We start from the raw sequence: 26,631 nt of genomic DNA, 5'->3' as shown, positions 1-26,631 counted from the left end.
CGATCCCGATCCAGAAATACCACGATTAGAAGTCCTAGGAGGACACCATCATGGCCAAGGCCAAGTTCGAGCGGACCAAGCCGCACGTCAACATCGGCACCATCGGTCACGTCGACCATGGCAAGACGACGCTGAGCGCCGCAATCTCCAAGGTCCTGTACGACAAGTTCCCGGACCTGAACCAGGCGCGTGACTTCGACACGATCGATAACGCGCCCGAAGAGAAGCAGCGCGGCATCACGATCAACGTCTCGCACATCGAGTACGAGACCGATAAGCGTCACTATGCGCACGTCGACGCCCCCGGCCACGCCGACTACGTCAAGAACATGATCACCGGCGCCGCTCAGATGGATGGTGCGATCCTCGTGGTCGCCGCCACCGATGGCCCGATGGCTCAGACCCGTGAGCACGTGCTGCTCGCCAAGCAGGTCGGCGTCCCCTACCTGCTCGCCGCGCTCAACAAGTCCGACATGGTCGAGGACGAAGAGATCCTCGAGCTCGTCGAGATGGAGGTCCGCGAGATGCTGGCCGCCCAGGGCTACGACGAGGACGCACCTGTCATCCAGGTCTCCGCGCTCAAGGCACTCGAGGGTGACGAGAAGTGGGTCGAGAAGGTCGCAGAGCTGATGGATGCGGTCGACGCGTCCATCCCGGACCCGGTCCGCGATCTCGATCAGGCCTTCCTCATGCCGATCGAGGACGTCTTCACGATCCAGGGTCGTGGCACCGTCGTCACCGGCAAGGTCGACCGCGGCAAGCTCTCGATCAACTCCGAGGTCGAGATCCTCGGTATCCGCAAGGCGCAGAAGACGATCGTCACCGGTATCGAGATGTTCCACAAGCAGATGGACGAGGCATGGGCCGGCGAGAACTGCGGCCTCCTGCTCCGTGGCACCAAGCGCGAGGACGTCGAGCGCGGCCAGGTCGTGGCGAAGCCGGGAACCATCACCCCGCACACGAACTTCGAGGCGCAGGTCTACATCCTGTCCAAGGATGAGGGCGGGCGTCACAACCCGTTCTACTCGAACTACCGTCCGCAGTTCTACTTCCGGACCACCGACGTCACCGGCGTCATCACGCTGCCCGAGGGCACCGAGATGGTCATGCCCGGCGACAACACCGAGATGACGGTCGAGCTCATCCAGCCGATCGCCATGGAGGTGGGCCTCGGCTTCGCCATCCGTGAGGGTGGCCGCACCGTGGGCTCCGGCCGCGTCACCACGATCACCAAGTGATCTGAGCGGGGGAGACCCCGCAGCGGTGAGGCGTTCGCTGTTCGGACGTTGACCACGAGAAGGCCCCGCCCCGGGTTCGCCGGGGTGGGGCCTTCTTGCTGCCTCCACGACGCAGCGTGCGGGAGGCTTACGGCGGCACGCCGCAGCGGACCACGACAGAAGCAGCCCCCGTCCCCAGCACCGGGACGAGGGCTGCGTGCGCCGAGCTGCTACGGGTCAGCGGCCGCCGGCGTCGGGATCTCGAGGAGTCTCGGAGCTGTCGTCATGGGGGCGCGAATCCTCGCCACGGCTCGCGGACGTGGGCGTCGCGGCCGGCTGCCCGAACGTCGGACGACCACTGCGGGGCTGACCGCGGTCGGGGCTCTCCTGCCACGCCGAGGTCGGCGCCGGCTGTCCGTAGGACGGACGCCCCTGCTGCGGAGCAGGCGACGGTGCGGCGGAGTGCGGGGAGGTCAGCGGCTGGGACGGGGAGTTCGGCGCGCTGGGCCGCTGCCCGAACTGCTGCTGCGGGCCGGTTGACGGGGAGTGCCCGAGGCCGCCGTCGTACGGGGAGGCGCCGCCGTGCCCGGGCAGGGAGGTGGCGGGGGGCACGGGTGCGGGCACCGGCGCGGCGCCCGTCTCCGCGAGGAGGCGGCGAGCCTGGTCGGCGTGCTTGTGCTCGACCAGCAGCTCGTACTGCATGGGGATCGTGGCGGTCATCGAGGTGAAGTCGCGCTTCCCACCGGTCATCGCGTACCCGATCACCGCCGAGACGGTGAAGAACACCATTCCCAGCAAGACACTGGTCACCACGATCATGAGGTTGCCGGGCGTGATGAGCGTCAGCAGCAGGCCGAGGAAGAGCCCCATCCACAGTCCCGAGACCACACCCTTGCCGATGACCCGCCCCCAGGTCTTTCGGCCGGTGACCCGCTCCATGAGCTTGAGGTCGGTGCCGACGATCAGTGTGCTCTGCACCGGGAAATGGCTGTCCGCGAGAGTGTCCACGACAGTCTGGACCTCCTGGTACGTGCTGTAGACCCCGAGGGAGCGCGGATACTCCAAGTCGTACAGGCGCGCGGTGAGGGGAGAGGAGGCTTGCGGTGGCTGGGTCATAGGCCCACCGTAATCGAGCAGCCCAACAATGCGCTGGGTGCAGGCAGGATGAAGCGTGAATGCTTCCTGCCGGAACCCTGCATCACGCATATTCTCGGCGGTCGTCGTGATGCCGGGCTGACCGGGATGGCCGGGCACGGAGGACAGACAGCGGCGGGCGGCCAGGTCGGGCTGACCTGGTACGAAGGGTGGCGCCGGGCCGCGGGATCGCCGGTTACCGAGACGTGATGTGCGGACGCAGGCATGTCTCCGATTTTATGGCGTGGACCACGTAAGGTATCGATCAGCAGTCGTCGGGCGACGACTTCAGTGCTGACAAGACCTTTTCGACAAAGATGACGAAAGAGGACCCGATGGTCACTCCCGCTGATGACATGACTCCGCTCGAACGGATCGGCGCTTCCCGCCGACACTTCCTGGCCCTTGCGGGCGCCGGTGCCGGTGCCTCGATGCTCGCCGCCTGCGCCGGTGGCGGCGGAGGAGGGGACGAGGAGACGGAAGGTGGTGGCTCCGTCACCGGCGAGGGCGAGGTCACCGAGGAGAACCCTCTGGGCGTGGACGGAAGCCTGCCGCTCCAGGCCGTGATCTTCGACGGTGGGTACGGTACCCAGTACGCGGAGGATGCCGGTACCAAGTATGAGGAGCTCTACCCGGAGGCCGAGGTCGACGTGCAGGCCACGGTGAACATCCAGCCCGACCTGCAGCCGCAGTTCGCCGGTGGCACTCCGCCCGACGTCTTCGACAACTCCGGCGCGCAGAAGCTGTCCATCGCCGGGCTGATCGATCAGCTCGCTGACCTCGGTGACCTGCTGGCCGCCCCGATGGTCGACGCCGAGGGCACCGTCGAGGAGAACCTGCTGCCGGGTGTGACCTCGCCGGGCATGTTCGACGGCACCTTCCTGGGCATGAACTACGTCTACACCGTCTTCGCCCTCTGGTACTCCGCCAAGGAGTTCGAGGAGAAGGGCTGGGATGTCCCGCAGACCTGGGAGGATCTCATGGCTCTGGGCGAGACCGTGAAGGGCGAGGGACGCTACCTGTTCTCCTACGGCGGCCAGAACGCCTCGAACTACTACCAGGAGTTCGCCCTCTCGATGGCAGCGAAGCTCGGTGGCGCCGACGTCCTCACGAAGATCGACAGCCTCGAGGAGGGCGCCTTCGAGCAGGACGCCGTCGTCCAGGCGTACGACGCGATGGCCGCCGCCGTCGAGGCCGGGTACTTCGAGCCCGGCGGCGAGGGCATCAAGCACACCGATGCGCAGACCAACTGGGTCCAGGGCACGTCGGTCTTCTATCCCTCCGGGTCCTGGATCGAGAACGAGCAGGCCGACGTCACGCCCGAGGGGTACGCCATGACCGGGGCACCGGTCCCATCGCTTCCGGATGCTGCCCTGCCCCACGAGGCCTTCCACGGCACCGCCGCGGAGCAGTACTTCGTGCCCTCGGGTGGCGAGAATCCCGCCGGTGGCGCCGAGTTCCTGCGGGTCATGCTCTCCAAGGAGCAGGCCCAGAACTTCGCGGAGCTCACCAAGGCCCCGTCGGTCATCAAGGACACCGTGCCCGAGGACGGCTTCGGCTCCACCGCGCTCGCCTCGGTGAACGCGATGATCACGGCGGCCGGCGAGAACACCTTCACCTACAACTTCTCCGACTGGTACAACCTCGGCGACTCGTCCATCACCAACTGGACGAGCTTCCTCAAGGGCGACATCGATGCCGCGACGCTGCGCGAGCAGGAGCAGGCCATGATCGACGCCGTCCGGGAGGATGACTCGATCGAGAAGTTCGAGGCTGGTTCATGACCTCATCCGACACCTACGTCGGACAGGGCGAGGCGGCGGCGGCGACCCATCCGGTCGGGCGCCGCCGCCGTCGGCGTCGTCCCACGGTCGAGCGGATGCTGTTCTTCCTCCTGTTCCTGGGGGTTCCGCTCGCGGTGTATCTGATGTTCGTCATCTCGCCGTTCCTGCAGTCCTTCTACTACTCGATGACGAACTGGTCCGGGCTCAGCCCGTCGATGGACTTCATCGGACTGTCCAACTACGAGCGCATCCTCGGCGACGCGGTCTTCTGGAAGTCTCTGCGCAATAATCTGATCCTCCTGATCGCCCTGCCCACGATCACGATCAGTCTGTCGTTCGCGCTCGCGATCATGGTCACCATCGGCGGCAGCACCCACGGCGGCGTGCGGGGCGTCCGGGGCGCAGGGTTCTACCGTGTGATCAGCTTCTTCCCGTATGCGGTCCCGGCGGTCATCACCGGCATCCTGTTCAACTTCGTCTACCATCCCGGTGGTGGCCTGCTGAACGGGTTCCTCAATCTCGTGGTGGCGGTGCTCAACGGGGCGCTGGGCCTGCTCGGGCTGGGGCCGGTGCCCGAGGTCCATAACGCCTGGCTCGGCGACCAGCGCGTGGCTCTGGCGGCGGTCGCCTTCGCGATGATCTGGACATTCGTCGGCTTCTACATGGTGCTCTTCGTCGCCTCGATCAAGTCGATCCCGCAGGAGGTGCTCGAAGCCGCCCGCATCGACGGCGCCGGCCGCCTGCGCAGCGCCGTCCAGGTCGTCGCCCCGATGGTTCGCGACAACATCTCCACCGCCGTGGTGTACATCGGGATCTTCGCGCTGGACGCCTTCACCTTCATCTCCGTGATGACCCCCAACGGCGGCACTGCCAACAGCACCAAAGTGGTGTCGCTCCACCTGTACCAGACCGCGTTCCAGAACGGCCGATTCGGCGAGGCCAGCGCGATGGGCGTGATCATGGCCCTGGTGACGATGCTGGTGGCCGTCGTGGTCATCGGAGTGGGCAGGCCGCGGAAGGACGAACGATGAGCACGACCGATACGACCGCCCAGGACGCCCCGTTCCCCCGGAGCGGCGCCGGGACCGGGAAGAGGGCGAACGGCCCGCGGGGCAGCGCTCGGAAGAGCCGCAGAGGGCCGAGCGGGCGCAACACCGACGGCGCCGGATACGCGACTCTCCACCACGTCATCCTCAGCATCTGGGCGCTGCTGGTGATCCTCCCGCTGCTGTGGACGATCTACACCTCCTTCAAGACGTCGCAGGAGATCCTCACCGATCCCTTCGGTCTTCCCGCGACCCCGCAGCTCGAGAACTACACCCGGGCCTGGTCCGAGGCCAGGATCGGGGACTACTTCCTCAACACCCTGATCGTGGTCGGCTCCGGCCTCGTCATCGTGATGCTGCTGGGCGCGATGTGCGCCTACATCCTCGCCCGGTTCCGATTCCCCGGGAACCGCGCCATCTACTTCGGGATGGTCGCCGGGCTGACCTTCCCCATCTTCCTCGCCGTGGTCCCCCTGTTCTTCGTCCTGCGGAACATGGGACTGCTCGAAGGCCGCCTGGGCCTGATCGGGGTGACCCTGTCCTATGTCGCCTTCGCGCTCCCCTTCACGGTGTTCTTCCTGCACTCGTTCTTCGCGGGCCTGCCGGACGAGATCAGCGAGGCCGCGGAGATCGACGGAGCCGGAGACTTCCGCACCTTCTTCCATGTCATGCTGCCGATGGCGAAGCCGGGACTGGCCTCCGTGGCGATCTTCAACTTCCTGGGGATGTGGAACCAGTACCTCCTGCCGCTGGTGCTGAACACGGAGCGTGGCAACTACGTTCTCGCCCAGGGACTGGTGAACCTGCAGGCGCAGCAGGGGTACCAGGTCGACTGGGGTGGCATGTTCGCCTCCGTGGTGATCACCGTGATCCCCGTGATCGTGGTGTACGTGATCTTCCAGCGGCAGCTGCAGGGCGGCGTGGGTCCGAGCACGAACAAGTGACCCGGACGCCGCCGCGGCCCCGGCGCACCCTGCCTGGGTGTGATCTGTGACCGGGTGCACCTGACGTCCCCTTGTGGGGGCATGAACCGTCTGGCAAACTGTTCTAGTTGTCTGCACGGGCCGACATGCCCGGTTCCGTTCTCCGTGGGTCCAGTACCCCGGCGAATGATCACCGGATGAGGTCCAACCCGAGGATGCGAACCATGCCTACGGCATCGATTGCGCATCGTACGAGGGAATTTACGCAGAAGCAGCCGATACTCGGCGGCCGTTTGTTGGGCTCGTGTGCCCCACATAGGCCGACACGCCCGTCCTCGGGTACCGGGATCGGGTGTATCCATGTCAGACGAAAGAGAGACAGGACGCCATGGCGGGACAGAAGATCCGCATCCGGCTCAAGTCGTACGACCACGAGGTGATCGACAGCTCGGCGCGCAAGATCGTCGACACGGTCACCAGCGCTGGCGCGACTGTTGTGGGCCCGGTGCCGCTGCCGACCGAGAAGAACGTGTTCTGCGTCATCCGGTCGCCGCACAAGTACAAGGACTCCCGTGAGCACTTCGAGATGCGCACGCACAAGCGACTGATCGACATCGTCGATCCCACGCCCAAGGCCGTGGACTCGCTCATGCGTCTCGATCTGCCGGCGGATGTCAATATCGAGATCAAGCTCTGAGGCAGGTGGACATGAGCAACGAACTGACCGGCCAGAAGGCCCGTCCGGTGTCCGGCGTGCTCGGCACCAAGCTCGGCATGACCCAGGTCTGGGACGAGAACGGCAAGCTCGTCCCCGTGACCGTCGTGCAGACCGGTGCGAACGTCGTCACCCAGATCCGGTCCATCGAGACCGACGGCTACGACGCCGTGCAGATCGCCTATGGGCAGATCGACCCCCGCAAGGTGTCGGCTCCGCTCAAGGGCCACTTCGAGAAGGCCGGCGTGACCCCGCGCCGTCACCTCGTCGAGCTGCGCACCGTCGACGCCGCTGACTACTCCCTGGGCCAGGAGATCGACGCGTCGGTCTTCGAGTCCGGCCAGAAGGTCGACATCGTCGGCACCTCCAAGGGCAAGGGCACCGCGGGCGTCATGAAGCGCCACGGGTTCGCCGGTGCCAGCGCCTCCCATGGTGCGCACCGCAACCACCGCAAGCCCGGCTCCATCGGTGGTGCCTCCACCCCCGGTCGCGTCTTCAAGGGTCAGCGCATGGCTGGCCGTATGGGCAGCGACCGCACCAGTGTCCAGAACCTGACCGTTCACGCGGTCGACGCCGAGAAGGGCCTGGTGCTCGTCAAGGGCGCCGTTCCCGGCCCCAAGGGCGGCCTCGTGCTCGTCCGCTCGGCCGTCAAGACCCCCGCGAAGGAGGCCTGAGCCCGATGGCAGCGAATCTGACTGTCGACGTGCTCGATCCGGCCGGTAAGAAGTCCGGCTCCGTCGAGCTGCCTGCGTCGATCTTCGACGTGCAGACCAACGTGCCTCTGATCCATCAGGTGGTCGTCGCCCAGCAGGCGGCCGCTCGTCAGGGCACCCACAAGACCAAGACCCGCGCCGAAGTGCGTGGCGGCGGCAAGAAGCCCTGGAAGCAGAAGGGCACCGGTCGTGCCCGTCAGGGCTCCCTGCGCGCCCCGCAGTTCGCCGGCGGTGGCGTCGTCCATGGTCCCGTCCCGCGTGACTACAGCCAGCGCACCCCGAAGAAGATGAAGGCCTCCGCCCTGCGCGGTGCCCTCTCGGACCGGGCCCGCAACGGCCGCATCCACGTGCTCTCGGCCCTCCTGACCGGAGAGGTCGCGTCCACCAAGGCGGTCCGCCAGACCCTGTCCCACGTCTCCGATCGCCGGCATGTGCTGGTCATCGTGCGTCGTGACGATGATCTGGGCGCACTGAGCTCGCGCAACCTGCCGACCGCGCATGTCCTGTACGCAGACCAGGTGAACACCTACGACGTCATGCTGTCCGATGACGTCGTCTTCACCGCCGCTGCGCTCGAGGACTTCGTGGCTCAGGCCACCCTGACCCTTCCCACCTCGTCCTTCGCCGCGGCGAAGACTGCTGCTGCCGCTCCGGCCGCCGCAGTGCAGGAGGCCCCGGCCTCCGACATCGAGGAGAGCCCCCACGGTGCAGGCTCGGCGGCCCCTCTGGCCGACGGCTCCGCTCCCGAGGGCTTCACCATCAAGGGCAACAAGGGCTCGATGAAGTTCCACACCGAGGACTCCCCGTGGTACGGACGCACCAAGGCCGAGGTCTGGTTCGCGTCCGAGGAGGCCGCCAAGGCCGCCGGATACGTGAACGCGGTCAAGGAGTCCACCCCGGCCGATGAGGCCGCAGAGGAGGAGTCGAAGTGACCGTGCTGAACAAGGATCCCCGCGATGTCCTGCTGGCCCCGGTCGTCTCCGAGAAGAGCTACGGGCTGATGGACAACGGCAAGTACACCTTCCTGGTGGATGCCGGCGCCAACAAGACCGAGATCAAGATCGCCGTCGAATCCATCTTCGACGTCAAGGTCTCCTCGGTGAACACGATCAACCGTCAGGGCAAGTCGCGCCGTACGCGCTTCGGGACCGGCAAGCGCAAGGACACCAAGCGCGCCATCGTCACCCTGACTGACGGAGCCATCGACATCTTCGGAGGGTCGGTCGCCTGAGGCGGCCGATATCCGAGGAGCCGAAGAGAGTCTGAGGGAAACCCACATGGCAATTCGTAAGAGCAAGCCGACCACGCCCGGTCGTCGTTTCTCGAGTGGCGCCGACTTCGTCGAGGTCACCCGGTCCACGCCGGAGAAGTCGCTGGTCCGCCCGCTGTCCAAGTCCGGCGGCCGCAACAACAACGGTCGTATCACCTCCCGTCACCGGGGCGGTGGCCACAAGCGGGCCTACCGCGTGATCGACTTCCGTCGTCACGACAAGGACGGGGTGGGCGCCAAGGTCGCGCACATCGAGTACGACCCCAACCGCACCGCACGCATCGCGCTGCTGCACTACACCGACGGCGAGAAGCGGTACATCCTCGCCCCGGCCAAGCTGCGTCAGGGTGACTGGATCGAGAACGGTGCCGGGTCTGACATCAAGCCCGGCAACAACATGCCGTTGCGCAACATCCCGCTGGGCACCGTGGTGCACGCCATCGAGCTGCGTCCCGGTGGCGGCGCCAAGATCGCCCGCAGCGCCGGCGCCTCTGTGCAGCTGGTCGCCAAGGACGGGCCCCATGCGCAGCTGCGCATGCCGTCCGGGGAGATCCGCAACGTCGATGCCCGCTGCCGCGCCACCATCGGTGAGGTCGGCAACGCGGAGCAGTCCAACATCAACTGGGGCAAGGCCGGCCGCATGCGCTGGAAGGGCAAGCGCCCTCACGTGCGTGGCGTCGTCATGAACCCCGTCGATCACCCCCATGGTGGCGGCGAAGGCCGTACCTCCGGTGGTCGTCATCCGGTGTCGCCCTGGGGTCAGCCCGAGGGCCGTACCCGGCGTCCGGGCAAGGAGAGCGACAAGCTCATCGTGCGCCGCCGCCGGACCGGCAAGAAGCGCTGATAGGGAGAATCAGAGACTATGCCTCGCAGTATCGCCAAGGGCCCCTTCGTGGACGACCACCTTCAGAAGAAGGTGGATGTCCAGAACGAGAAGGGCACCAAGAACCTCATCAAGACCTGGTCACGTCGTTCGGTCATCACGCCGGACTTCCTCAGCCACACCTTCGCAGTGCACGACGGTCGTAAGCACGTCACGGTGTTCGTCACCGAGTCGATGGTCGGCCACAAGCTCGGCGAGTTCGCTCCCACGCGGACTTTCAAGGGCCACGAGAAGGACGACAGAAAGGGCCGCCGTCGCTGACCTCGGTCAGTACGGCAGCACGTCCCGACACCCAGAAGAAAGCAGGACAGCAATGGAAGCCAAGGCGCAGGTGCGGCATCTCCGCATGTCGCCCATGAAGGCTCGCCGCGTTGTGGACCTGATTCGTGGCAAGAGCACGGCCGAGTCCCTGGATATCCTGCGGTTCGCCCCGCAGGCCGCCAGCGGACCCGTCCGCAAGCTCGTCGAGTCCGCGATCGCCAACGCGCGGGTGAAGGCAGATCAGGCAGGTGAGCGCTTCGATGAGCGCGAACTCGTCGTCTCCGCCGCATTCGTCGATGAAGGTCCGACCATGAAGCGGTTCCAGCCGCGAGCTCAGGGTCGAGCCTTCCAGATCAAGAAGCGATCGAGCCACGTCACCGTGGTGGTCGCTCCCGTGAACAAGTAAGGAGTCCCGAATGGGCCAGAAGGTCAATCCGAACGGGTTCCGTCTCGGGATCACCACGGAGCACAACAGTCGGTGGTTCGCCGATTCCTCCAAGGAGGGTCAGCGCTACCGCGACTACGTGAAGGAAGACGTCGCGATCCGCAAGCTCATGTCCAAGGGCATGGAGCGAGCCGGTATCTCGAAGGTCGAGATCGAGCGCACCCGTGACCGTGTGCGCGTCGACCTCCACACCGCCCGCCCGGGCATCGTCATCGGGCGTCGTGGTGCTGAGGCCGAGCGTCTGCGTGGTGAGCTCGAGAAGCTCACCGGCAAGCAGATCCAGCTGAACATCCTCGAGGTGAAGAACCCCGAGGCCGATTCCCAGCTGGTCGCGCAGGGCATCGCCGAGCAGCTCGCCGCCCGCGTCTCCTTCCGCCGTGCGATGCGCAAGGGCATGCAGTCCGCGCAGCGCGCCGGTGCGAAGGGCATCCGAGTGGCCGTCTCCGGCCGCCTCGGCGGCGCCGAGATGAGCCGTAACGAGTTCTACCGTGAAGGGCGCGTGCCGCTGCACACGCTCCGCGCGAACATCGACTATGGCTTCTACGAGGCCAAGACCGCCTTCGGCCGTATCGGCGTGAAGGTGTGGATCTACAAGGGCGACGTCACCGCCAAGGAGCTCGCGGCTCAGCAGGCCGCCTCGCAGGGTCCCCGCTCCGGCGGACGTGGCGCCCCGCGTGCCGAGCGCCCGCGTGGCCGTCGTAACGAGCGCAACGCCACCGCACGTCGGGACGGCAGCACGGAGGGCGCAGCACAGGCTGCCGCTCCGGCCGCCGCTCCCGCCGAGCAGCCGGCGTCCGCTCCCGCACAGCAGTCCGGAACGGAGGCCTGAGCGACATGCTGATCCCCCGCAGGACCAAGCACCGCAAGCAGCACCACCCGACCCGCAGCGGCATGGCCAAGGGCGGCACCGAGCTCGCGTTCGGTGACTATGGCATCCAGGCGCTCTCGCCTGCCTACGTCACCAACCGTCAGATCGAGGCCTCTCGTATCGCCATGACCCGCTACATGAAGCGTGGCGGCAAGGTGTTCATCAACATCTACCCCGATCGTCCTCTCACCAAGAAGCCTGCCGAGGTCCGCATGGGCTCCGGTAAGGGTTCGGTCGAGTGGTGGATCGCCAATATCAAGCCGGGACGAGTCATGTTCGAGATCGCCGGCGTCGACGAGGAGGTTGCTCGCGAGGCCCTGCGCCTGGCGATGCACAAGCTCCCCATGAAGTGCCGCATTCTGAGCCGAGAGGGTGGTGACATCTGATGGCAGCGACCAAGCTCACCGCCGATGAGATCGACAAGCTGGACGACGTCAAGCTTGCCGAGGAGCTGGCAAAGGCCAAGGACGAGCTGTTCAAGCTTCGTTTCCAGTCCGCTACCGGTCAGCTCGAGAGCTCCGGCCGCCTGCGGTCCGTCAAGAAGGACATCGCACGGATCTACACGATCCTGCGCGAGCGCGAACTGGGCATCCGTCAGGCGCCCGGCGGCGCCGAGTGACCGCGAAGCGAGGAACAGAGATGACTGAGAACAGCAAGGTCGAGGCCCCGGCCGCCGACGTGCCCGTCACGGAGGGCGCGCATGCGTCCTCCCACGAGCGCCCCTACCGCAAGACCGTTCGCGGTTTCGTGGTCTCCGACAAGATGGACAAGACCATCGTCGTCGAGGTCGAGGAGCGCGTGAAGCACGCCCGATACGGCAAGGTCACGACCAAGACCAGCAAGTTCAAGGCTCACGACGAGGAGAACACCGCCGGTACCGGCGACCGTGTGCTCCTCATGGAGACCCGTCCGACCTCCGCCACCAAGCGGTGGCGTCTGGTCGAGGTCGTCGAGCGCGCCAAGTGATCCCGCGGTCCTCGTGACCGCATCAGGATCGTCAGAAGGGCCGGCCTTCCCCGTGGGGGAGGGTCGGCCCTTCTGCTGTCCCCGCAGCGGTCCCGGTGCGGTGGCAGCCCGGGTCCGATTGCTCCGGTCGGTTCAGCTGGTGAGGTGGATGAGCAGCGCCCCGGCGTACGCGTCCTCCGCCCGCGGGGCCCGTGTCTCCCGGAGTTCGTCCTCTCGCGGCCGGCCCACGGTGACGACGTACGCACCGTCCACCTCCTGGCGCAGGGAGCGGAAGGCATCGCCGAGAGCGGCGCGCAGCTGCTCCTCCCGGGGGATCCAGATGGCCTGGTGCTGCTCGACCGAGTCGAGCGCCCACTCGGTCGTCCCGTTGAAGCGGAAGACCCTCTCCCCGGCGGCGCCGAACCCGGGTTCGACCACCATGGTCGAGAGCATGAACGCGTCCTCGCGCAGCAGGTCCGTGTCGATCGTGAAGAAGTCCCCGTCGCCCGGCTCCCAGGGGAGTCCCGCGTGCTGGAGCCGACGTGCGATGTCGATGTCGATCATCCGGCGAGTCTAGGGGCACCCGGCTGCGCCCGAGGGGAGTTCGCCCGTCCCCGGCGGGCCTCGCACGGGCCGAGGGGACCAACCGGGGGGTGCGAAGGGTGCGCCGGTCGCGAATCCGGCCGCGAGAGCAAGCACACACCGATCGACCGTCCCCGACGGGGTGACAGGTTCGCTCGTGCCGCGTAGTCTTGAGCGGTTGCCGGACGACTGTCTCCGAGTGCCCCTGTGGCACGCGGGAGCTGGAGTCCGCGACGGGATCCGGTACCGCCAGATCCATCCTCGTCGGAGACCTTGCACGAGAAGCGAACGCTCTGCGTTCTCCCCGCTAGTGCTTGAGTCCGGCTGAGGGTTTTTTGGTGCCCGGGATCCGTTGACGGTGATGCCATGGGTCGCAACTGTGACCAGTGGCGATACCGGGCATGGTCCAGATTCCGTTCCGCAAGGCTCGGCCGGCTCGCTCCCGCGAGCGGGAAGAGAACCGGTGAGACGATAGGAGAACGAGTGATTCAGCAGGAGTCGCGACTGAAGATCGCCGACAATACGGGTGCCAAGGAGATTCTCTGCATCCGTGTTCTCGGTGGCTCCGGTCGCCGTTACGCCAGCATCGGGGACACCATCGTGGCGACCGTCAAGGATGCCATCCCCGGTGGCAACGTCAAGAAGGGCGACGTCATCAAGGCTGTCGTCGTCCGCACGTCCAAGGAGCGTCGGCGTCCCGACGGTTCCTACATCCGCTTCGACGAGAACGCAGCGGTGATCCTCAAGGCCGACGGCGAGCCGCGCGGTACGCGCATCTTCGGCCCCGTCGGTCGCGAGCTGCGCGACAAGCGCTTCATGAAGATCATCTCGCTGGCACCGGAGGTGCTGTGATATGGCAAAGATGAAGATCAAGAAGGGCGATCTCGTCCAGGTCATCACCGGTCGATCCAGCGACGGCGACAAGCTCGCCGCGCGCGGGCTCGAGGCCGGCGACAAGGGCAAGCAGGGTCGAGTGCTGCAGGTGTTCCCCGACACCGGGCGTGTCCTCGTCGAGGGCATCAACCGCCGCACCCACCACCTCAAGCCGAACCAGGCCGGAGGCGCGGGCGGCATCGAGCAGCGTGAAGCCGCTCTCCACGTGTCCAACGTGGCCCTGGTCGACCCGGAGGACAACAAGCCGACCAAGGTCGGTTACCGCGTCGAGACCGTTGAGCTCGAGAACGGCCGTTCCAAGCAGGTGCGCGTCCGCTTCGCCAAGCGCTCCGGGAAGGACATCTGATGTCAGAGACCAGCACAGTGGACACCACCCCGGTCCCGCGTCTGAAGAGCAAGTACAACGACACCATCGCGCCGCAGCTGACCGAGCAGTTCGGTTACCAGAACGTCATGCTGGTGCCCGGTCTGACCAAGATCGTCGTGAACATGGGCGTCGGCGACGCCGCTCGCGACTCCAAGGTCATCGACGGCGCCATCCGCGACCTCGCTGCCATCACCGGCCAGAAGCCCCAGGTCACCAAGGCTCGCAAGTCCATCGCGCAGTTCAAGCTGCGTGAAGGCATGCCGATCGGTGCGCACGTCACACTGCGCAACGCCCGCATGTGGGAGTTCCTGGATCGCCTGCTGTCCACCGCGCTGCCGCGCATCCGTGACTTCCGCGGCCTGTCCCCGAAGCACTTCGACGGCAACGGCAACTACACCTTCGGTCTCACGGAGCAGGTTATGTTCCATGAGATCGACCAGGACAAGATCGATCGCGTCCGCGGTATGGACATCACGGTCGTGACCACGGCGAAGACCGACGACGAGGGACGCGCGCTGCTCAAGCTGCTCGGCTTCCCCTTCAAGGAGAACTGATATGGCGAAGACAGCCCTGATCAAGAAGTCGGAGCGCAAGCCGAAGTTCGCAGTACGCGGCTACACCCGGTGCCAGCGCTGCGGCCGTCCGCACTCCGTGTACCGCAAGTTCGGGCTCTGCCGAGTCTGCCTTCGCGAGATGGCTCACCGCGGTGAGCTCCCCGGCGTCACCAAGAGCAGCTGGTAAGGACTACCGCCAGAGGTCCCGAGGCACAGCAATGAGGCCGCGGGAAACCAGGTGAGGAAGAAGCAACAGACATGACCATGACCGACCCGATCGCGGACATGCTCACGCGGATCCGTAACGCCTCAGGGGCGTACCACGAGACCGCGTCCATGCCGTATTCGAAGTTGAAGGCCCGCATTGCGGACATCCTGAAGGCAGAGGGTTACATCCTCGGCTGGACCGAGGACGAGGCCGAGGTGGGCAGCAAGCTCGTCCTCGAGCTCAAGTACTCCGACAGCCGCGACCGTGCCATCTCCGGGATTCGCCGTATCTCGAAGCCGGGCCTGCGTGTGTACGCAAAGTCCACGAACCTGCCCAAGGTCCTCGGCGGACTGGGCGTGGCGATCCTGTCCACGTCTTCCGGCCTTCTGACCGACAAGCAGGCTTCCAAGAAGGGTGTAGGTGGGGAAGTCCTCGCCTACATCTGGTGAGCGGGAGAGGAGAACCGATATGTCCCGCATCGGACGCCTGCCGGTCGCAGTACCGGCCACAGTCCAGAACGTCACCATCGAGGACCGCACCATCACGGTGACCGGCCCCAAGGGCGAGCTCAAGCACAACGTGCCTGCTCCTATCACCGTCGAGCGCGGTGAGGACGGCAGCATCGTGGTGAGCCGCCCCGACGAGGAGCGCGAGAACAGGGCCCTCCACGGCCTGACCCGCACGCTCATCAACAACATGGTCCTCGGTGTCACCGAGGGCTACACCAAGAAGCTGGAGATCGTGGGCACGGGCTACCGTGTGACCGCGAAGGGCACCGACCTCGAGTTCGCCCTCGGCTTCTCCCACCCCGTCACGGTGAAGGCGCCCCAGGGCATCACCCTCACCGTCGAGACCCCGGCGAAGTTCTCGGTCTCCGGCATCGACAAGCAGCAGGTGGGCGAGGTCGCCGCGAACATCCGCAAGATCCGCAAGCCGGAGCCCTATAAGGGCAAGGGCGTGCGGTACGCGGACGAGACCGTGGTGCGCAAGGCCGGAAAGGCTGGTAAGTGATCATGGGTTACGCACTCAAGCACACCAAGGGCTACCGCGGCAGCAGGCTGCGTGCGCGCGGCCGTCGTCACCTGCGTGTCCGTCGTCGTGTCATCGGAACCGCCCTGCGTCCGCGCCTGGTGGTCACCCGCTCGACGCGCCACGTCTTCGTCCAGGTCGTCGATGACGCACTGGGCAAGACCGTCGCGTCGGCGTCGACCATGGAGGCCGACCTGCGCGGTACCGAGGCCACGAAGGCCGACAAGGCCCGCACCGTCGGTGCTCTTGTCGCCGAGCGCGCCAAGGCTGCCGGGATCGACTCCGTCGTGTTCGACCGCGGCGGCAACAAGTACCACGGCCGTGTGGCCGCCGTCGCCGACGGCGCTCGCGAAGCCGGCCTGGCGCTGTGATCGCCGCCTGGACACAGGACGAGAAGAGGATCTGAATATGGCTGCACAGCAGCGGAACAACGGTCCCGCGGCCTCCGGCCGGCGGGACGACAACTCCACCAACACCACTAGCAACAACGATCGCGGAGGCCGCCAGAGCGGTGGCCGCCAGGGTGGCCGCGGCCGCGGACAGGAAGCCGAGAAGTCGGCGTTCCTCGAGCGCGTCGTGAGCATCAACCGCGTCTCGAAGGTCGTCAAGGGCGGCCGTCGTTTCTCCTTCACCGCTCTCGTGGTCGTGGGCGACGGCGACGGAACCGTCGGCGTCGGCTACGGCAAGGCCAAGGAGGTCCCGGCAGCGATCGCCAAGGGTGTCGAGGAAGCGAAGAAGAACTTCTTCCGCGTCCCGCGCATCCAGGGCACCGTCGTGCACCAGGTCCAGGGTGAGGACGCGGCAGGCGTCGTCCTGCTTCGCCCCGCCGCCCCGGGTACCGGCGTGATCGCCGGCGGTCCGGTCCGTGCGGTCCTGGAGTGCGCCGGAGTGCACGATGTGCTCTCCAAGTCGCTCGGCTCGACCAACGCGATCAACATCGTGCGGGCCACCGTCGCAGCGCTCAAGATGCTCGAAGAGCCCGAGGCCGTGGCTGCCCGCCGTGGTCTCGCGGTCGAGGACGTCGCTCCGGCGGCGCTCCTGCGGGCCCAGGCCGAGGGTCGCGCTGCGGCTCGGGCCTCGAAGGTGGGTGCCTGATGCAGATCACGGTGACCCAGGTCCGTTCCGAAATCGGCGGCAACCAGAGCCAGCGAGCCACCCTGCGCGGCCTCGGCCTCAAGCGCATCGGTGACACGGTGGTGAAGGAAGACCGCCCTGAGATCCGCGGCATGATCCGCGCCGTCACGCACCTGGTGACGTTCGAAGAGGTGGACTGACTCTCATGACTGATTCCAACCAGAACCCTCTGAAGCTTCACGACCTGCGCCCCGCGCCGGGTTCGAAGACCGCACGCACCCGCGTCGGTCGTGGTGAGGCCTCCAAGGGTAAGACCGCCGGTCGCGGCACCAAGGGCACGAAGGCCCGTTACCAGGTGCCCGCACGTTTCGAGGGTGGGCAGGTCCCGCTCCACATGCGGCTTCCCAAGCTGCGCGGCTTCACCAACCCCTTCCGCGTCGAGTTCCAGGTCGTGAACCTGGCGACCCTGCAGGAGCTGTTCCCCGAGGGCGGCACTGTCACGGTCGAGGATCTCGTCGCCCAGGGCGCCGTGCGCAAGAACCAGCCCGTCAAGGTGCTGGGGACCGGCGATGTGAGCGTCAAGCTCGACATCACCGCGCAGAAGTTCTCCGCCTCGGCGGAGCAGAAGATCGCGGCGGCTGGCGGGTCCGTCACCACCGCGTGAGTCTCTTTTGACGGGGCACCGCGGCGCAGAATAATCTGTGCTGTGGTGCCCCGTCGTCATGTCGGGGCCGGTCCGAAAGCCGCAGATCATCTGCGGCACCGGGACGGACCGGGACGTCCAACGGTCCTGTCCCGGGACCTCCAGGAGGGAAACTGGTGAACTCGTTCGTGCGCGCGCTGCGCACCCCCGAGCTGAGGGCGAAGATCTTCTTCACCCTCGGCCTGATCGCGATCTATCGTCTTGGTGTTTTCATCCCCACCCCGGGGTTCGACTACACCAACGTGATGATCTGCTCCGATCAGTCGATGTCGGGCGAAGGCGCCAATGCGTTGGGCATGATTAACATGTTCTCCGGTGGCGCCCTGCTGCAGCTTTCTGTCTTCTCATTGGGCGTCATGCCCTACATCACCGCCTCGATCATCGTGCAGCTGCTGCGCGTCGTGATTCCACGCTTCGAGGCCCTCCACAAGGAAGGGGCCTCGGGCACTGCCAAGCTCACGCAGTACACGCGCTACCTGACCATCGGTCTGGCCGTGCTGCAGGCCACCACGATCATCACCCTGGTCCGCTCGGGTCAGTTCTTCGTGGGGTGCAGCCTCGATCTCGTGCCCGACCAATCCATCCCCACGCTGCTGCTCATGGTGCTGACCATGACCGTCGGCACCGTGCTGATCATGTTCATGGGCGAGATGATCACGGAGCGCGGCATCGGCAACGGCATGTCGCTGATGATCTTCACCTCGATCGCCGCGTCCTTCCCGGGCGCCATGGGCCAGGTCTTCGAGCTGCAGGGCTGGATGACGTTCTCATTGGTCATCCTCGTGGCCCTCGTGGTCATGATCGGCGTCGTCTTCGTCGAGCAGTCCCAGCGCCGCATTCCGGTGCAGTACGCCAAGCGGATGGTGGGCCGTCGTATGTACGGCGGCACCTCGACGTACATCCCGATCAAGGTCAACCAGGCCGGCGTCATCCCGGTCATCTTCGCGTCGTCGATCCTGGCGCTCCCGCAGATGGCCGCGTCCTTCGGCGACCCGGAGTCCGGGTGGGTCCAGTGGGTCAACACCCACCTGGTCATGGGCATGTCGTTCTCGTGGATCTACGCCGCCGTCTACGTGGGGCTGATCGTCTTCTTCGCGTTCTTCTACGTGTCGATCACCTTCAATGCGGAGGAGATCGCCGACAACATGAAGAAGTACGGCGGTTTCGTCCCCAACGTCCGTGCCGGCAAGCCCACCGAGAACTATCTGCGCTACGTGATCAATCGGATCCAGACCCCCGGCGCGGTCTACCTCGCGGTGATCTCCCTGATCCCGCTGTTCGCGCTCGTCTACCTGGGTGCGTCGCAGAACTTCCCGCTGGGCGGCGTGTCCCTGCTGATCGTCATCGGCGTCGGACTCGATACCGTCAAGCAGATCGACGCGAAGCTCCAGCAGCACCACTACGAAGGGATTCTTCGGTGACCAGTCCCGACCTCTCCACCGATTCCGCTCCGGCGCGGGGTGCCGATCAGGGTGCCCGCCGACTGCTGATCGTCGGCCCGCCCGGAGCGGGCAAGGGTACCCAGGCCGCGCGCATCGCGGAGTTCCTGGCGATTCCCGCGATCTCCACCGGTGACATCTTCCGCGCCAATGTCTCCCAGGAGACCGAGCTCGGTGTGCTCGCGAAGTCCTACATGGACAAGGGCGAGTACGTGCCGGACTCCGTCACCAACGACATGGTGCGTTCGCGCCTTGCGCAGGACGATGCGACAGAGGGGTTCCTGCTGGACGGGTACCCCCGCACGCTCGATCAGGTCGACGCGCTCGACGGCGTGCTCGACGAGCTCGGCACTCCTCTGGATCTCGTACTGCTGCTGGAGGTGGAGACGGAGGAGGTCATCGGCCGTCTCGTCGCCCGCGGCGCCGAACTGGGCCGCAGCGACGACACCGAGGAGACCATCCGCCGTCGACTCGACGTCTACGCCGAGCAGACCGCCCCGTTGATCGACGTCTACGACCAGCGTGGCCTCGTGCGGCGCGTGGACGGCATGGCCTCGATCGATGAGGTCACCGCTGCGCTCCAGGAGGCACTCGCAGCGTGATGAGTTTCCTCCCGGAGCGGGTGGAGCTGAAGACGCCCGAGCAGATCCTGGTGATGCGGCGCAGCGGACTGCTGCTGCACCAGGTCCACGAGATGCTCGCCGGGGCGGTCCGGCCCGGCATCACCACGGGCGAACTGGATCGGCTCGCCCACGAGATGATCCGCGACGAGGGTGCCACCCCGAACTTCCTGGGGTACCACGGCTTCCCCGCGACGCTGTGCATCAGTGTCAACGAGGTCGTCGTCCACGGCATCCCCGGCGATCGGCGCCTCGAGGAAGGGGACCTCGTCTCGATCGACGGGGGTCTCATCATCGATGGCTGGCATTCCGATGCGGCCCGGACCCATGTCGTGGGGTCCCCGCGATCGACGGCCGACGAGGACCTGGTACGCATCACCCGGGACGCCCTGTGGGCAGGTATCGCGGCGCTCGGCACCGCCCAGCGGGTGGGGGAGGTGAGCGCGGCGATCGAGGACCACATCACCGCGGCGGCAGGGGAGTCCCTGTCCCACCTCGAAGGATTCGGTGGCCACGGCATCGGCACCGCCATGCACCAGGCGCCTGATGTCATGAATTACCGCACCAGGTCGCGCGGGCCGAAAGTGCGCACCGGCATGTGCCTGGCGATCGAGCCGATGCTGATCCAGGGGCCCGGGCACTGGGTGCTCGAGGACGACGATTGGACGGTCCGAGCGACCGCCGGCGGGCGGGCCGCCCATGTGGAGCACTCCGTCGCCGTGACCGACCACGGACTGCTGGTGCTCACCGAAGGTGACGGGGGCGCTGCAGAGCTCGCGCTGCGCGGGATCGACGCGGCACCGGATCCCCTCGCCGCGACCTGAGCCCGGCGCGACCCGGACCGGACCCTTCCGGCACGGGGAGCATGGCGCTTCGATGCACGCAGTCGCCGTACGGGGCCGACGAGCCGACGTGATGGGCGTCATCACCCTGATCCCTCGCCGTACCCGGAACTGCCGTGTAAGCTCGACGACTGGGTGTGCTCCGCGTGCGGTGTCTTCGTCGTATGTTGTCGTGCAGTCCCGTCGTGCAGAAGCGTCGTCCGGCTCGGCCGGATCGATCTGCCATGCCGACGACGCGCTGCGGCGCCACCCTCGTTGACCACCGTATCGTCACCCGACGGTCGGTGTGCAAGGACAGAGAATGCGGAACTCAGCCGCCGGCCCGCCGGAGGCGAGAGATTGGGGAGGCATGGCGAAGAAGGACGGCGTGATCGAAGTCGAGGGTCGGGTTACGGAGGCGCTCGCGAATGCACGTTTCCGGGTCGAGCTCGATAACGGGCACAAGGTGCTCGCGCACATCTCCGGAAAGATGCGCCAGCACTACATCCGTATCCTTCCCGAGGACCGTGTGGTCGTCGAGCTGAGCCCCTATGACCTCGACCGGGGCCGCATCGTCTACCGCTACAAGTGATCGTCCCGGGAGAAGGAAAGCTATGAAGGTCAAGCCGAGCGTCAAGCCGATCTGTGACAACTGCAAGGTGATTCGTCGCCACGCGCGCGTCATGGTTATCTGCTCGAACCCGCGTCACAAGCAGCGCCAGGGCTGAGCGGAGCAATCCGCCGGTCCCGGCTCCAGCCGTGACAGTCGCCCCAGAAGGCGGCAGCCCCCGAGGGGGCATCGTCCGATCATCGGACACACAACAGAAGAATCGGTACCACCGGCCCTCGGGTCGGCCACCCGCAGCGCGGAGGCTGCGGCGTTCCGGGATCAGTCCCGAGGACGAGGTGCTGGATCAGGCCTCCGAGACAGTAGGAGAATCTGCACATGGCACGTCTGGTGGGAGTCGACCTTCCGCGCGAAAAGCGCCTCGAAGTCGCCCTGACGTACATCTTCGGCGTGGGACGCACCCGCGCCCTGGAGACCCTGGCCGCGACCGGCGTCTCCGGCGACAAGCGCGTGCGCGAGCTGAGCGACGACGAGCTCGTCAAGCTCCGCGACCACCTCGAGGAGCACTACCGCATCGAGGGTGATCTGCGTCGTGAGGTCGCAGCTGACATCCGTCGCAAGGTCGAGATCGGGAGCTACCAGGGCCTGCGCCACCGTCGCGGCCTTCCGGTCCACGGTCAGCGCACGAAGACCAACGCGCGTACCCGCAAGGGCCCCAAGCGCACCGTCGCCGGCAAGAAGAAGACTCGCTGATCCACGGCACCCGCCGTCGGACCGCGATTCGTCTTCGGACCCGCAGTCACTTCGCGCCGCTGAGGGATCCGGCGCACCCGAAACCCACCAGAGGAGTTCCGCCGTATGGCAACCAAGACCCGTCAGGCCGCTGCGCGTAAGCCGCGCCGCAAGGACAAGAAGAACATCGTCAACGGCCAGGCTCACATCAAGAGCACGTTCAACAACACGATCGTGTCCATCACGGACCCGAACGGTGCCGTCATCTCCTGGGCCTCGGCCGGTGGAGTCGGCTTCAAGGGCTCGCGCAAGTCGACCCCGTACGCCGCGCAGATGGCCGCTGAGGCCGCAGGGCGTCAGGCGCAGGAGCACGGCATGAAGAAGGTCGACGTCTTCGTCAAGGGCCCGGGCTCGGGCCGTGAGACCGCGATCCGCTCGCTCACCGCGACCGGTCTCGAGGTCGGTTCGATCCAGGACGTCACCCCGCAGCCGCACAACGGCACCCGCCCGGCCAAGCGCCGCCGCGTCTGACCTCGTCGGCCACGGCGGGGCTTCGGCCCCGCCGCTCATGGCCGACCCACGTGCCGGGCGGGCTCCGCGCAGAGCCCGGCATTCCTGGACACCACCCATCCTCTAGGCCCATCGCCCCCTTCTGAGCGTCATATGGCGGACGCTCGCTGAAAGGATCCACAGTGCTCATTGCACAGCGCCCCACGCTGACCGAAGAGGTCGTGTCGGACAACCGCTCCCGGTTCGTCATCGAGCCGCTCGAGCCTGGCTTCGGCTACACCCTCGGCAACTCCCTGCGCCGCACCCTGCTGTCCTCCATCCCCGGTGCTGCGGTCACCTCGATCCGCATCGACGGCGTGCTGCACGAGTTCAGCACGGTCCCCGGTCTCAAGGAGGACATCACCGAGGTCATCCTCAACATCAAGAACCTCGTCGTCTCCTCGGAGAACGATGAGCCCGTCGTGATGTACCTGCGTCGTGAGGAAGCCGGTCGCGTGACCGCCGGCGAGATCACCCCGCCCGCCGGTGTGGAGATCCACAACCCGGACCTCCACATCGCGACCCTCAACGAGAAGGGCCGTCTGGAGATCGAGCTGATCGTCGAGCGCGGCCGCGGCTACGTCTCGGCCTCGCAGAACAAGAGCGTCGATGGAGAGATCGGGCGCGTGCCGGTCGATTCCATCTACTCTCCCGTGCTCAAGGTGACCTACAAGGTCGAGGCGACCCGTGTCGAGCAGCGCACCGACTTCGACAAGCTGATCGTCGATGTCGAGTCGAAGCCGGCCATCTCCCCGCGTGACGCGGTGGCTTCCGCCGGCAAGACCCTGGTCGAGCTGTTCGGTCTGGCCCACGAGCTGAACCAGGAGGCGGAGGGCATCGAGATCGGCCCCTCGCCGACCGATCAGGCGCTGGCTGCCGATCTGGCTCTGCCGATCAACGACCTCAACCTCACGGTGCGGTCGTACAACTGCCTCATGCGCGAGGGTGTGCACACCGTCGGTGAGCTGACCGCCCGTTCCGAGGCCGATCTGCTCGATATCCGCAACTTCGGGCAGAAGTCCATCGACGAGGTCAAGGCCAAGCTCGTCGATCTCGGGCTGTCGCTGAAGGATTCCCCGGCCGGGTTCGACCCGTCGGCCCTGGAGTCCTACTCCGACGACTTCGGCGACCAGTACTGACTTTCATTCTTACCTAGGAGAACGACCATGCCTGCACCCACCAAGGGCGCGCGCCTCGGCGGATCCCCCTCGCATGAGCGGATGATCCTCGCCAACCTCGCCACCGAGCTGTTCCGCCACAAGGCGATCACCACGACGGAGACCAAGGCCAAGCGCCTGCGTCCGTACGCGGAGCGTCTGGTCACCTTCGCCAAGAAGGGTGACCTCGCCTCGCGTCGTCGCGTCATGCGCACCATCCGCGACCGCGGCGTCGTGTACTCGCTGTTCGAGGAGATCGCACCGACCTTCACCGAGCGTCCCGGCGGCTACACCCGCATCACCAAGATCGGTCCCCGCAAGGGCGACAACGCCCCCATGGCGGTCATCGAGATCGTCCAGGAGGAGTACTCCGCGAAGCAGGCCGTGGTGAAGGAGGCCGAGGGCGCTGCCAAGAGCTCCGCTCCGGCTGACTCCGCCACGACCGAGGAGACCTCCGCCCCGTACGGGGAGGACTCCTACCAGGGCGATACCCCGCCCGAGGGCTTCGACATCAAGGGCAACGAGGACTCCAAGAAGTTCCACACCCCCGAGTCGCCCTGGTACGACCGCACCGTTGCCGAGGTCTGGTTCCGCACCGCGGAGGCCGCCGAGGCCAACGGGTTCGTCAACGCGAAGCCCGCCGCTGACGAGGCCGACGACGCCTGACCAGCAGCACAGACGCACCACGCCGAGGGCGGGTCGCCGGGAGAGATCCCGACGGCCCGCCCTCGTCGTCTTCCCAGGTTGGTGACCCCGGAGCGCCCGTCCAGGGAAACCGCCGGGGACTGGTCACAGGGACTGGGCACGGGGACGGGGACGGGGCGGGCACGGGGACGGGGCGAGCTGAGACATCCTTCGGCGAAGGACGCCGGGACCGTCGCCATATTGTGACCACTTGTCCTTGAAGGTGTTCGTATTCGCTGGGTTACGGTGTCCGCGGAGGTCACCATCGGGATTCACGGTGGGTCCCGGCACGCGGTCGAGTGCCGGATCCCGGGCGACCTCGCGGTGCGCCTCGACCACCTTCCTGAGATGCGGAGCCTCGTCATGTCCCTGCGGTACCTTCCCCCCGCCACTGATACCGGCCTCGAGCGCACGCCCTCCTCGGGCGTCTCTCGTCGAGCGCTGCTGACCGCCACCGCTGTGGGCGCCTCCGCCGCCGGTGCGGTGCTCGGCGCAGCCCCTGCGGTCGCCGATCCCTCCGTGACCGGCGGGGAGACCCGAGTGGTCGATGTGCCGCTGGCTGAGTCTCCACTGCTCGAGGTCGACGGTGCCGAGGTCCGGGATCTTCCGGAGCAGCCCGCGACCATGGTGGGCGTGACCTGGCCCGCCGAGACCGACGCCCCGACGGTCCATGCCCGCGGCGTCGACGCGGACGGGAACTGGACGCCCTGGCTGGAGCTCGAGACGGCGGAGGACCCCGGGACCGGCGAGGACGCACCGGGCACCGAAGTGGCCTGGGTCGGTGTGGTCTCGGCGCTGCAGATCCGGGTCGAGCTCGACGGGAGCGACGTCAGCACCGAGATGGTCGCGCACATCGTGACCACGTCGTCCGCCCCGAACGACGATCAGGTGGATCAACTGAGCGGTGAGGACGCCACCACCACGCAGAGTCAGCAGATGAGGACGATGGCCGCGACCGCGGCGACCAATCCGGCAACACCGCGGCTCGGCCCGGGCATGCCGGGCTTCGTCTCCCGAGCCGCGTGGGGCGCCGACGAGAGCCTGGTCCGCGGGACCAGCGGGACCAATGCGGTCAAGGCCGTGATCATCCATCACACGGCCGGCTCGAACAGCTACACCCGAAGCCAGTCCGCACAGATCCTGCGTGGCATCCTCAGCTACCACACGCGCACCTTGGGCTGGGCGGACGTCGGGTACAACATCCTGGTGGACAAGTACGGACAGATCTTCGAGGGGCGCAGCGGCGGACTGCACCGCAACATCACCGGCGCCCACGCCTATGGGTTCAACACCGGGTCCTTCGGGATCTCGGTGATGGGTAACTACTCCTCGGTCGCCGCGCCCTACGCCGCACGTACCGCCGTGGCGCGCCTGGTCGCCTGGAAGCTGCTGACCACATTCCAGACCAGCGTCTGGAGCACGGCGTCATGGACCCCGGGGTCCGGCACCCGCTTCACCCCGGGGAAGCGGATCTCCTTGGCCACGATGATGGGCCACCGCGACGTCAACTACACCGAATGCCCCGGCATGAGCCTCTTCCGTCAGTTCGACGACATCCGGGGTCGGGCCCAGGGGTACATCGACAACGGCTGGAAGGAGCACCTGTGGGCCTTCCAGGGAGCAGGCGGGGCGGCGAAGCTCGGCACCGTCGTGCGCAGCAACCACCGCACCGGCTCCTACGACGCCACGATCCTCACCAAGGGGCTGATCCTGCAGGAGGGCAGTGGGAAGGCGTACGGCTATGCGTCGCCGATGGCGCTGCAGTGGCGCAGCGCCTGGGGGCGGCCGACGGGGTCGGCGCGAACCAGCGGCTCGACGACCGTGCAGTCGTTCCAGAACGGGTCCGCGATCAAGACCGGCAGCAGCGTGCAGTTCCACGACTCGCGGTTCAGCGATGTCCCGCCCGGGATGATGTTCCGCGAGGAGATCGAGGAGCTCGCCGCCCGCGGCATCACCACCGGCTGGCCTGATGGCACCTACCGACCACTGGCCCCGATCCAGCGTGACGCGATGGTCGCCTTCGTCTACCGTGCGCTCGGGTCTCCGGCTTTCACACCCCCGAAGCGCTCCCCGTTCACGGACATGCCGCCTGGCCGCATGTACTACAAGGAGATCACCTGGGCGCACGCCGAAGGGATCACGACCGGCTGGAACGACGGCAGCTTCCGTCCCACCGCGTCCATCGAGCGCGGAGCGGTCGCGGCTTTCCTGTACCGTGCATCCGGGCAGCCATCCTCGGGAACGTCCAATTCGTTCTCGGATGTCCCGTCGAACCACCAGTTCGCGCGGGAGATCACCTGGCTCGCCTCCACGGGCATCTCGACCGGCTGGCCGGACGGAACCTTCCGTCCGCTCGAGCCGATCGCCCGTGATGCGATGGCGGCATTCATGATCCGCTGGATGGAACATCGCGGGCTCTGAGCCGAGGAACGGTCTGCCCGCCGGG

General features: G+C 66.7%; 37 protein-coding genes. 35 read left to right on the top strand and 2 right to left on the bottom strand.

The genetic code is table 11. The features are described from left to right. The first annotated feature begins 50 nt into the window (after positions 1–50). Positions 51–1,238: an elongation factor Tu gene (gene tuf, locus INT51_RS01465; RefSeq protein ID WP_193103411.1), complete on the top strand. Its 1,188-nt coding sequence runs from the start codon at positions 51–53 to the stop codon at positions 1,236–1,238. Positions 1,239–1,454: 216 nt separating this feature from the next. On the opposite strand, the gene INT51_RS22040 is transcribed toward tuf, so the two are convergent. Then, entirely contained in the window at positions 1,455–2,333 is an 879-nt protein-coding gene (locus INT51_RS22040) for a general stress protein (RefSeq protein ID WP_226831812.1), read from the bottom strand. A gap of 353 nt (positions 2,334–2,686) precedes the next feature. On the opposite strand from INT51_RS22040, the gene ngcE reads away from it, so the two are divergent. The 14 genes from ngcE (at position 2,687) to rpsQ (ending at position 12,225) form a co-directional block, all read left to right on the top strand. Beyond that, the gene (gene ngcE, locus INT51_RS01455) at positions 2,687–4,135 is read left to right on the top strand and encodes an N-acetylglucosamine/diacetylchitobiose ABC transporter substrate-binding protein (protein ID WP_193103410.1); all 1,449 of its coding nucleotides are present in this window, start codon (positions 2,687–2,689) and stop codon (positions 4,133–4,135) included. After that, positions 4,132–5,166 (top strand): carbohydrate ABC transporter permease, encoded by a 1,035-nt coding sequence (locus INT51_RS01450; RefSeq protein ID WP_226831811.1) that lies wholly within the window; start codon positions 4,132–4,134, stop codon positions 5,164–5,166. Before ngcE ends, INT51_RS01450 begins: the two co-directional genes overlap by 4 nt. After that, complete coding sequence (locus tag INT51_RS01445; protein WP_193103409.1) at positions 5,163–6,125, top strand: carbohydrate ABC transporter permease; 963 nt, start codon at positions 5,163–5,165, stop codon at positions 6,123–6,125. The genes INT51_RS01450 and INT51_RS01445 overlap by 4 nt, the downstream gene beginning before the upstream one ends. 367 nt (positions 6,126–6,492) lie before the next feature. Next, positions 6,493–6,801, top strand: coding sequence for a 30S ribosomal protein S10 (rpsJ, locus tag INT51_RS01440; RefSeq protein ID WP_015776378.1), 309 nt, complete (start codon positions 6,493–6,495; stop codon positions 6,799–6,801). Between the two features lie 11 nt (positions 6,802–6,812). Then, positions 6,813–7,493, top strand: a complete 681-nt coding sequence (gene rplC / locus INT51_RS01435) for a 50S ribosomal protein L3 (RefSeq protein WP_193103408.1) — start codon at positions 6,813–6,815, stop codon at positions 7,491–7,493. A 5-nt stretch (positions 7,494–7,498) separates the two neighbouring features. Next, the gene (gene rplD / locus INT51_RS01430; RefSeq protein WP_193103407.1) at positions 7,499–8,464 is read left to right on the top strand and encodes a 50S ribosomal protein L4; all 966 of its coding nucleotides are present in this window, start codon (positions 7,499–7,501) and stop codon (positions 8,462–8,464) included. Next, positions 8,461–8,763, top strand: a complete 303-nt coding sequence (gene rplW / locus INT51_RS01425) for a 50S ribosomal protein L23 (RefSeq protein WP_193103406.1) — start codon at positions 8,461–8,463, stop codon at positions 8,761–8,763. Before rplD ends, rplW begins: the two co-directional genes overlap by 4 nt. Before the next feature lie 46 nt (positions 8,764–8,809). Further along, complete coding sequence (rplB, locus tag INT51_RS01420) at positions 8,810–9,646, top strand: 50S ribosomal protein L2 (protein WP_193103405.1); 837 nt, start codon at positions 8,810–8,812, stop codon at positions 9,644–9,646. 18 nt (positions 9,647–9,664) lie between these two features. Then, positions 9,665–9,946, top strand: coding sequence for a 30S ribosomal protein S19 (gene rpsS, locus INT51_RS01415; protein ID WP_193103404.1), 282 nt, complete (start codon positions 9,665–9,667; stop codon positions 9,944–9,946). A gap of 52 nt (positions 9,947–9,998) precedes the next feature. Further along, entirely contained in the window at positions 9,999–10,352 is a 354-nt protein-coding gene (rplV, locus tag INT51_RS01410; RefSeq protein WP_193103403.1) for a 50S ribosomal protein L22, read from the top strand. Positions 10,353–10,362: 10 nt separating this feature from the next. Further along, entirely contained in the window at positions 10,363–11,220 is an 858-nt protein-coding gene (rpsC, locus tag INT51_RS01405) for a 30S ribosomal protein S3 (RefSeq protein WP_193103402.1), read from the top strand. Between the two features lie 5 nt (positions 11,221–11,225). Continuing rightward, entirely contained in the window at positions 11,226–11,645 is a 420-nt protein-coding gene (gene rplP / locus INT51_RS01400) for a 50S ribosomal protein L16 (protein ID WP_193103401.1), read from the top strand. Continuing rightward, on the top strand, positions 11,645–11,878 hold the full coding sequence (gene rpmC, locus INT51_RS01395; RefSeq protein ID WP_193103400.1) for a 50S ribosomal protein L29: 234 nt from the start codon (positions 11,645–11,647) through the stop codon (positions 11,876–11,878). The genes rplP and rpmC overlap by 1 nt, the downstream gene beginning before the upstream one ends. A gap of 20 nt (positions 11,879–11,898) precedes the next feature. Next, positions 11,899–12,225, top strand: coding sequence for a 30S ribosomal protein S17 (gene rpsQ / locus INT51_RS01390; protein WP_193103399.1), 327 nt, complete (start codon positions 11,899–11,901; stop codon positions 12,223–12,225). A gap of 132 nt (positions 12,226–12,357) precedes the next feature. On the opposite strand, the gene INT51_RS01385 is transcribed toward rpsQ, so the two are convergent. After that, complete coding sequence (locus tag INT51_RS01385; RefSeq protein ID WP_193103398.1) at positions 12,358–12,768, bottom strand: hypothetical protein; 411 nt, start codon at positions 12,766–12,768, stop codon at positions 12,358–12,360. 501 nt (positions 12,769–13,269) lie between these two features. On the opposite strand from INT51_RS01385, the gene rplN reads away from it, so the two are divergent. From rplN to INT51_RS22035, 20 genes are all read left to right on the top strand, one after another. Beyond that, on the top strand, positions 13,270–13,638 hold the full coding sequence (gene rplN, locus INT51_RS01380) for a 50S ribosomal protein L14 (RefSeq protein WP_193103397.1): 369 nt from the start codon (positions 13,270–13,272) through the stop codon (positions 13,636–13,638). Between the two features lies 1 nt (position 13,639). Then, on the top strand, positions 13,640–14,026 hold the full coding sequence (gene rplX, locus INT51_RS01375; RefSeq protein ID WP_226831810.1) for a 50S ribosomal protein L24: 387 nt from the start codon (positions 13,640–13,642) through the stop codon (positions 14,024–14,026). Further along, on the top strand, positions 14,026–14,601 hold the full coding sequence (gene rplE / locus INT51_RS01370; protein WP_193103396.1) for a 50S ribosomal protein L5: 576 nt from the start codon (positions 14,026–14,028) through the stop codon (positions 14,599–14,601). Before rplX ends, rplE begins: the two co-directional genes overlap by 1 nt. Before the next feature lies 1 nt (position 14,602). Next, positions 14,603–14,788: a type Z 30S ribosomal protein S14 gene (locus INT51_RS01365; protein WP_193103395.1), complete on the top strand. Its 186-nt coding sequence runs from the start codon at positions 14,603–14,605 to the stop codon at positions 14,786–14,788. A 71-nt stretch (positions 14,789–14,859) separates the two neighbouring features. Then, entirely contained in the window at positions 14,860–15,258 is a 399-nt protein-coding gene (rpsH, locus tag INT51_RS01360) for a 30S ribosomal protein S8 (protein ID WP_193103394.1), read from the top strand. A gap of 19 nt (positions 15,259–15,277) precedes the next feature. Then, complete coding sequence (rplF, locus tag INT51_RS01355) at positions 15,278–15,820, top strand: 50S ribosomal protein L6 (RefSeq protein ID WP_193103393.1); 543 nt, start codon at positions 15,278–15,280, stop codon at positions 15,818–15,820. 2 nt (positions 15,821–15,822) lie between these two features. After that, entirely contained in the window at positions 15,823–16,209 is a 387-nt protein-coding gene (gene rplR / locus INT51_RS01350; RefSeq protein WP_193103392.1) for a 50S ribosomal protein L18, read from the top strand. Between the two features lie 37 nt (positions 16,210–16,246). Further along, positions 16,247–16,933: a 30S ribosomal protein S5 gene (gene rpsE, locus INT51_RS01345; protein WP_193103391.1), complete on the top strand. Its 687-nt coding sequence runs from the start codon at positions 16,247–16,249 to the stop codon at positions 16,931–16,933. After that, positions 16,933–17,112 carry a 50S ribosomal protein L30 gene (gene rpmD, locus INT51_RS01340; RefSeq protein ID WP_193103390.1) on the top strand — a complete coding sequence of 60 codons (180 nt, stop codon included), beginning with the start codon at positions 16,933–16,935 and terminating at the stop codon, positions 17,110–17,112. Before rpsE ends, rpmD begins: the two co-directional genes overlap by 1 nt. 5 nt (positions 17,113–17,117) lie before the next feature. Then, positions 17,118–17,576, top strand: a complete 459-nt coding sequence (rplO, locus tag INT51_RS01335) for a 50S ribosomal protein L15 (RefSeq protein ID WP_193103389.1) — start codon at positions 17,118–17,120, stop codon at positions 17,574–17,576. 155 nt (positions 17,577–17,731) lie between these two features. Next, the gene (gene secY / locus INT51_RS01330; RefSeq protein WP_193103388.1) at positions 17,732–19,036 is read left to right on the top strand and encodes a preprotein translocase subunit SecY; all 1,305 of its coding nucleotides are present in this window, start codon (positions 17,732–17,734) and stop codon (positions 19,034–19,036) included. Beyond that, positions 19,033–19,656, top strand: coding sequence for an adenylate kinase (locus tag INT51_RS01325; RefSeq protein WP_193103387.1), 624 nt, complete (start codon positions 19,033–19,035; stop codon positions 19,654–19,656). The genes secY and INT51_RS01325 overlap by 4 nt, the downstream gene beginning before the upstream one ends. Beyond that, a complete protein-coding gene (gene map, locus INT51_RS01320; RefSeq protein ID WP_193103386.1) occupies positions 19,656–20,498 on the top strand; it encodes a type I methionyl aminopeptidase in 843 nt (280 codons plus the stop codon). Before INT51_RS01325 ends, map begins: the two co-directional genes overlap by 1 nt. A gap of 367 nt (positions 20,499–20,865) precedes the next feature. Further along, positions 20,866–21,087, top strand: a complete 222-nt coding sequence (gene infA, locus INT51_RS01315; protein WP_089064401.1) for a translation initiation factor IF-1 — start codon at positions 20,866–20,868, stop codon at positions 21,085–21,087. Positions 21,088–21,109: 22 nt separating this feature from the next. Next, the gene (gene rpmJ, locus INT51_RS01310) at positions 21,110–21,223 is read left to right on the top strand and encodes a 50S ribosomal protein L36 (protein WP_015776353.1); all 114 of its coding nucleotides are present in this window, start codon (positions 21,110–21,112) and stop codon (positions 21,221–21,223) included. Positions 21,224–21,441: 218 nt separating this feature from the next. Further along, on the top strand, positions 21,442–21,816 hold the full coding sequence (gene rpsM, locus INT51_RS01305) for a 30S ribosomal protein S13 (protein ID WP_193103385.1): 375 nt from the start codon (positions 21,442–21,444) through the stop codon (positions 21,814–21,816). Positions 21,817–21,921: 105 nt separating this feature from the next. Further along, positions 21,922–22,326 (top strand): 30S ribosomal protein S11, encoded by a 405-nt coding sequence (rpsK, locus tag INT51_RS01300; RefSeq protein ID WP_193103384.1) that lies wholly within the window; start codon positions 21,922–21,924, stop codon positions 22,324–22,326. 161 nt (positions 22,327–22,487) lie between these two features. Then, positions 22,488–23,483, top strand: a complete 996-nt coding sequence (locus tag INT51_RS01295) for a DNA-directed RNA polymerase subunit alpha (RefSeq protein WP_193103383.1) — start codon at positions 22,488–22,490, stop codon at positions 23,481–23,483. Between the two features lie 27 nt (positions 23,484–23,510). Further along, positions 23,511–24,167: a 50S ribosomal protein L17 gene (rplQ, locus tag INT51_RS01290; RefSeq protein ID WP_193103382.1), complete on the top strand. Its 657-nt coding sequence runs from the start codon at positions 23,511–23,513 to the stop codon at positions 24,165–24,167. 366 nt (positions 24,168–24,533) lie between these two features. Beyond that, positions 24,534–26,606 (top strand): S-layer homology domain-containing protein, encoded by a 2,073-nt coding sequence (locus INT51_RS22035; protein WP_226831809.1) that lies wholly within the window; start codon positions 24,534–24,536, stop codon positions 26,604–26,606. The last annotated feature ends 25 nt before the right edge of the window (positions 26,607–26,631 follow it).

Source organism: Brachybacterium sp. FME24, assembly GCF_014897705.1.
Lineage (GTDB): Bacteria > Actinomycetota > Actinomycetes > Actinomycetales > Dermabacteraceae > Brachybacterium.
The sequence above is the reverse complement of the archived record's forward strand: the minus strand, read 5'-3'. Positions and strand labels throughout refer to the sequence as shown.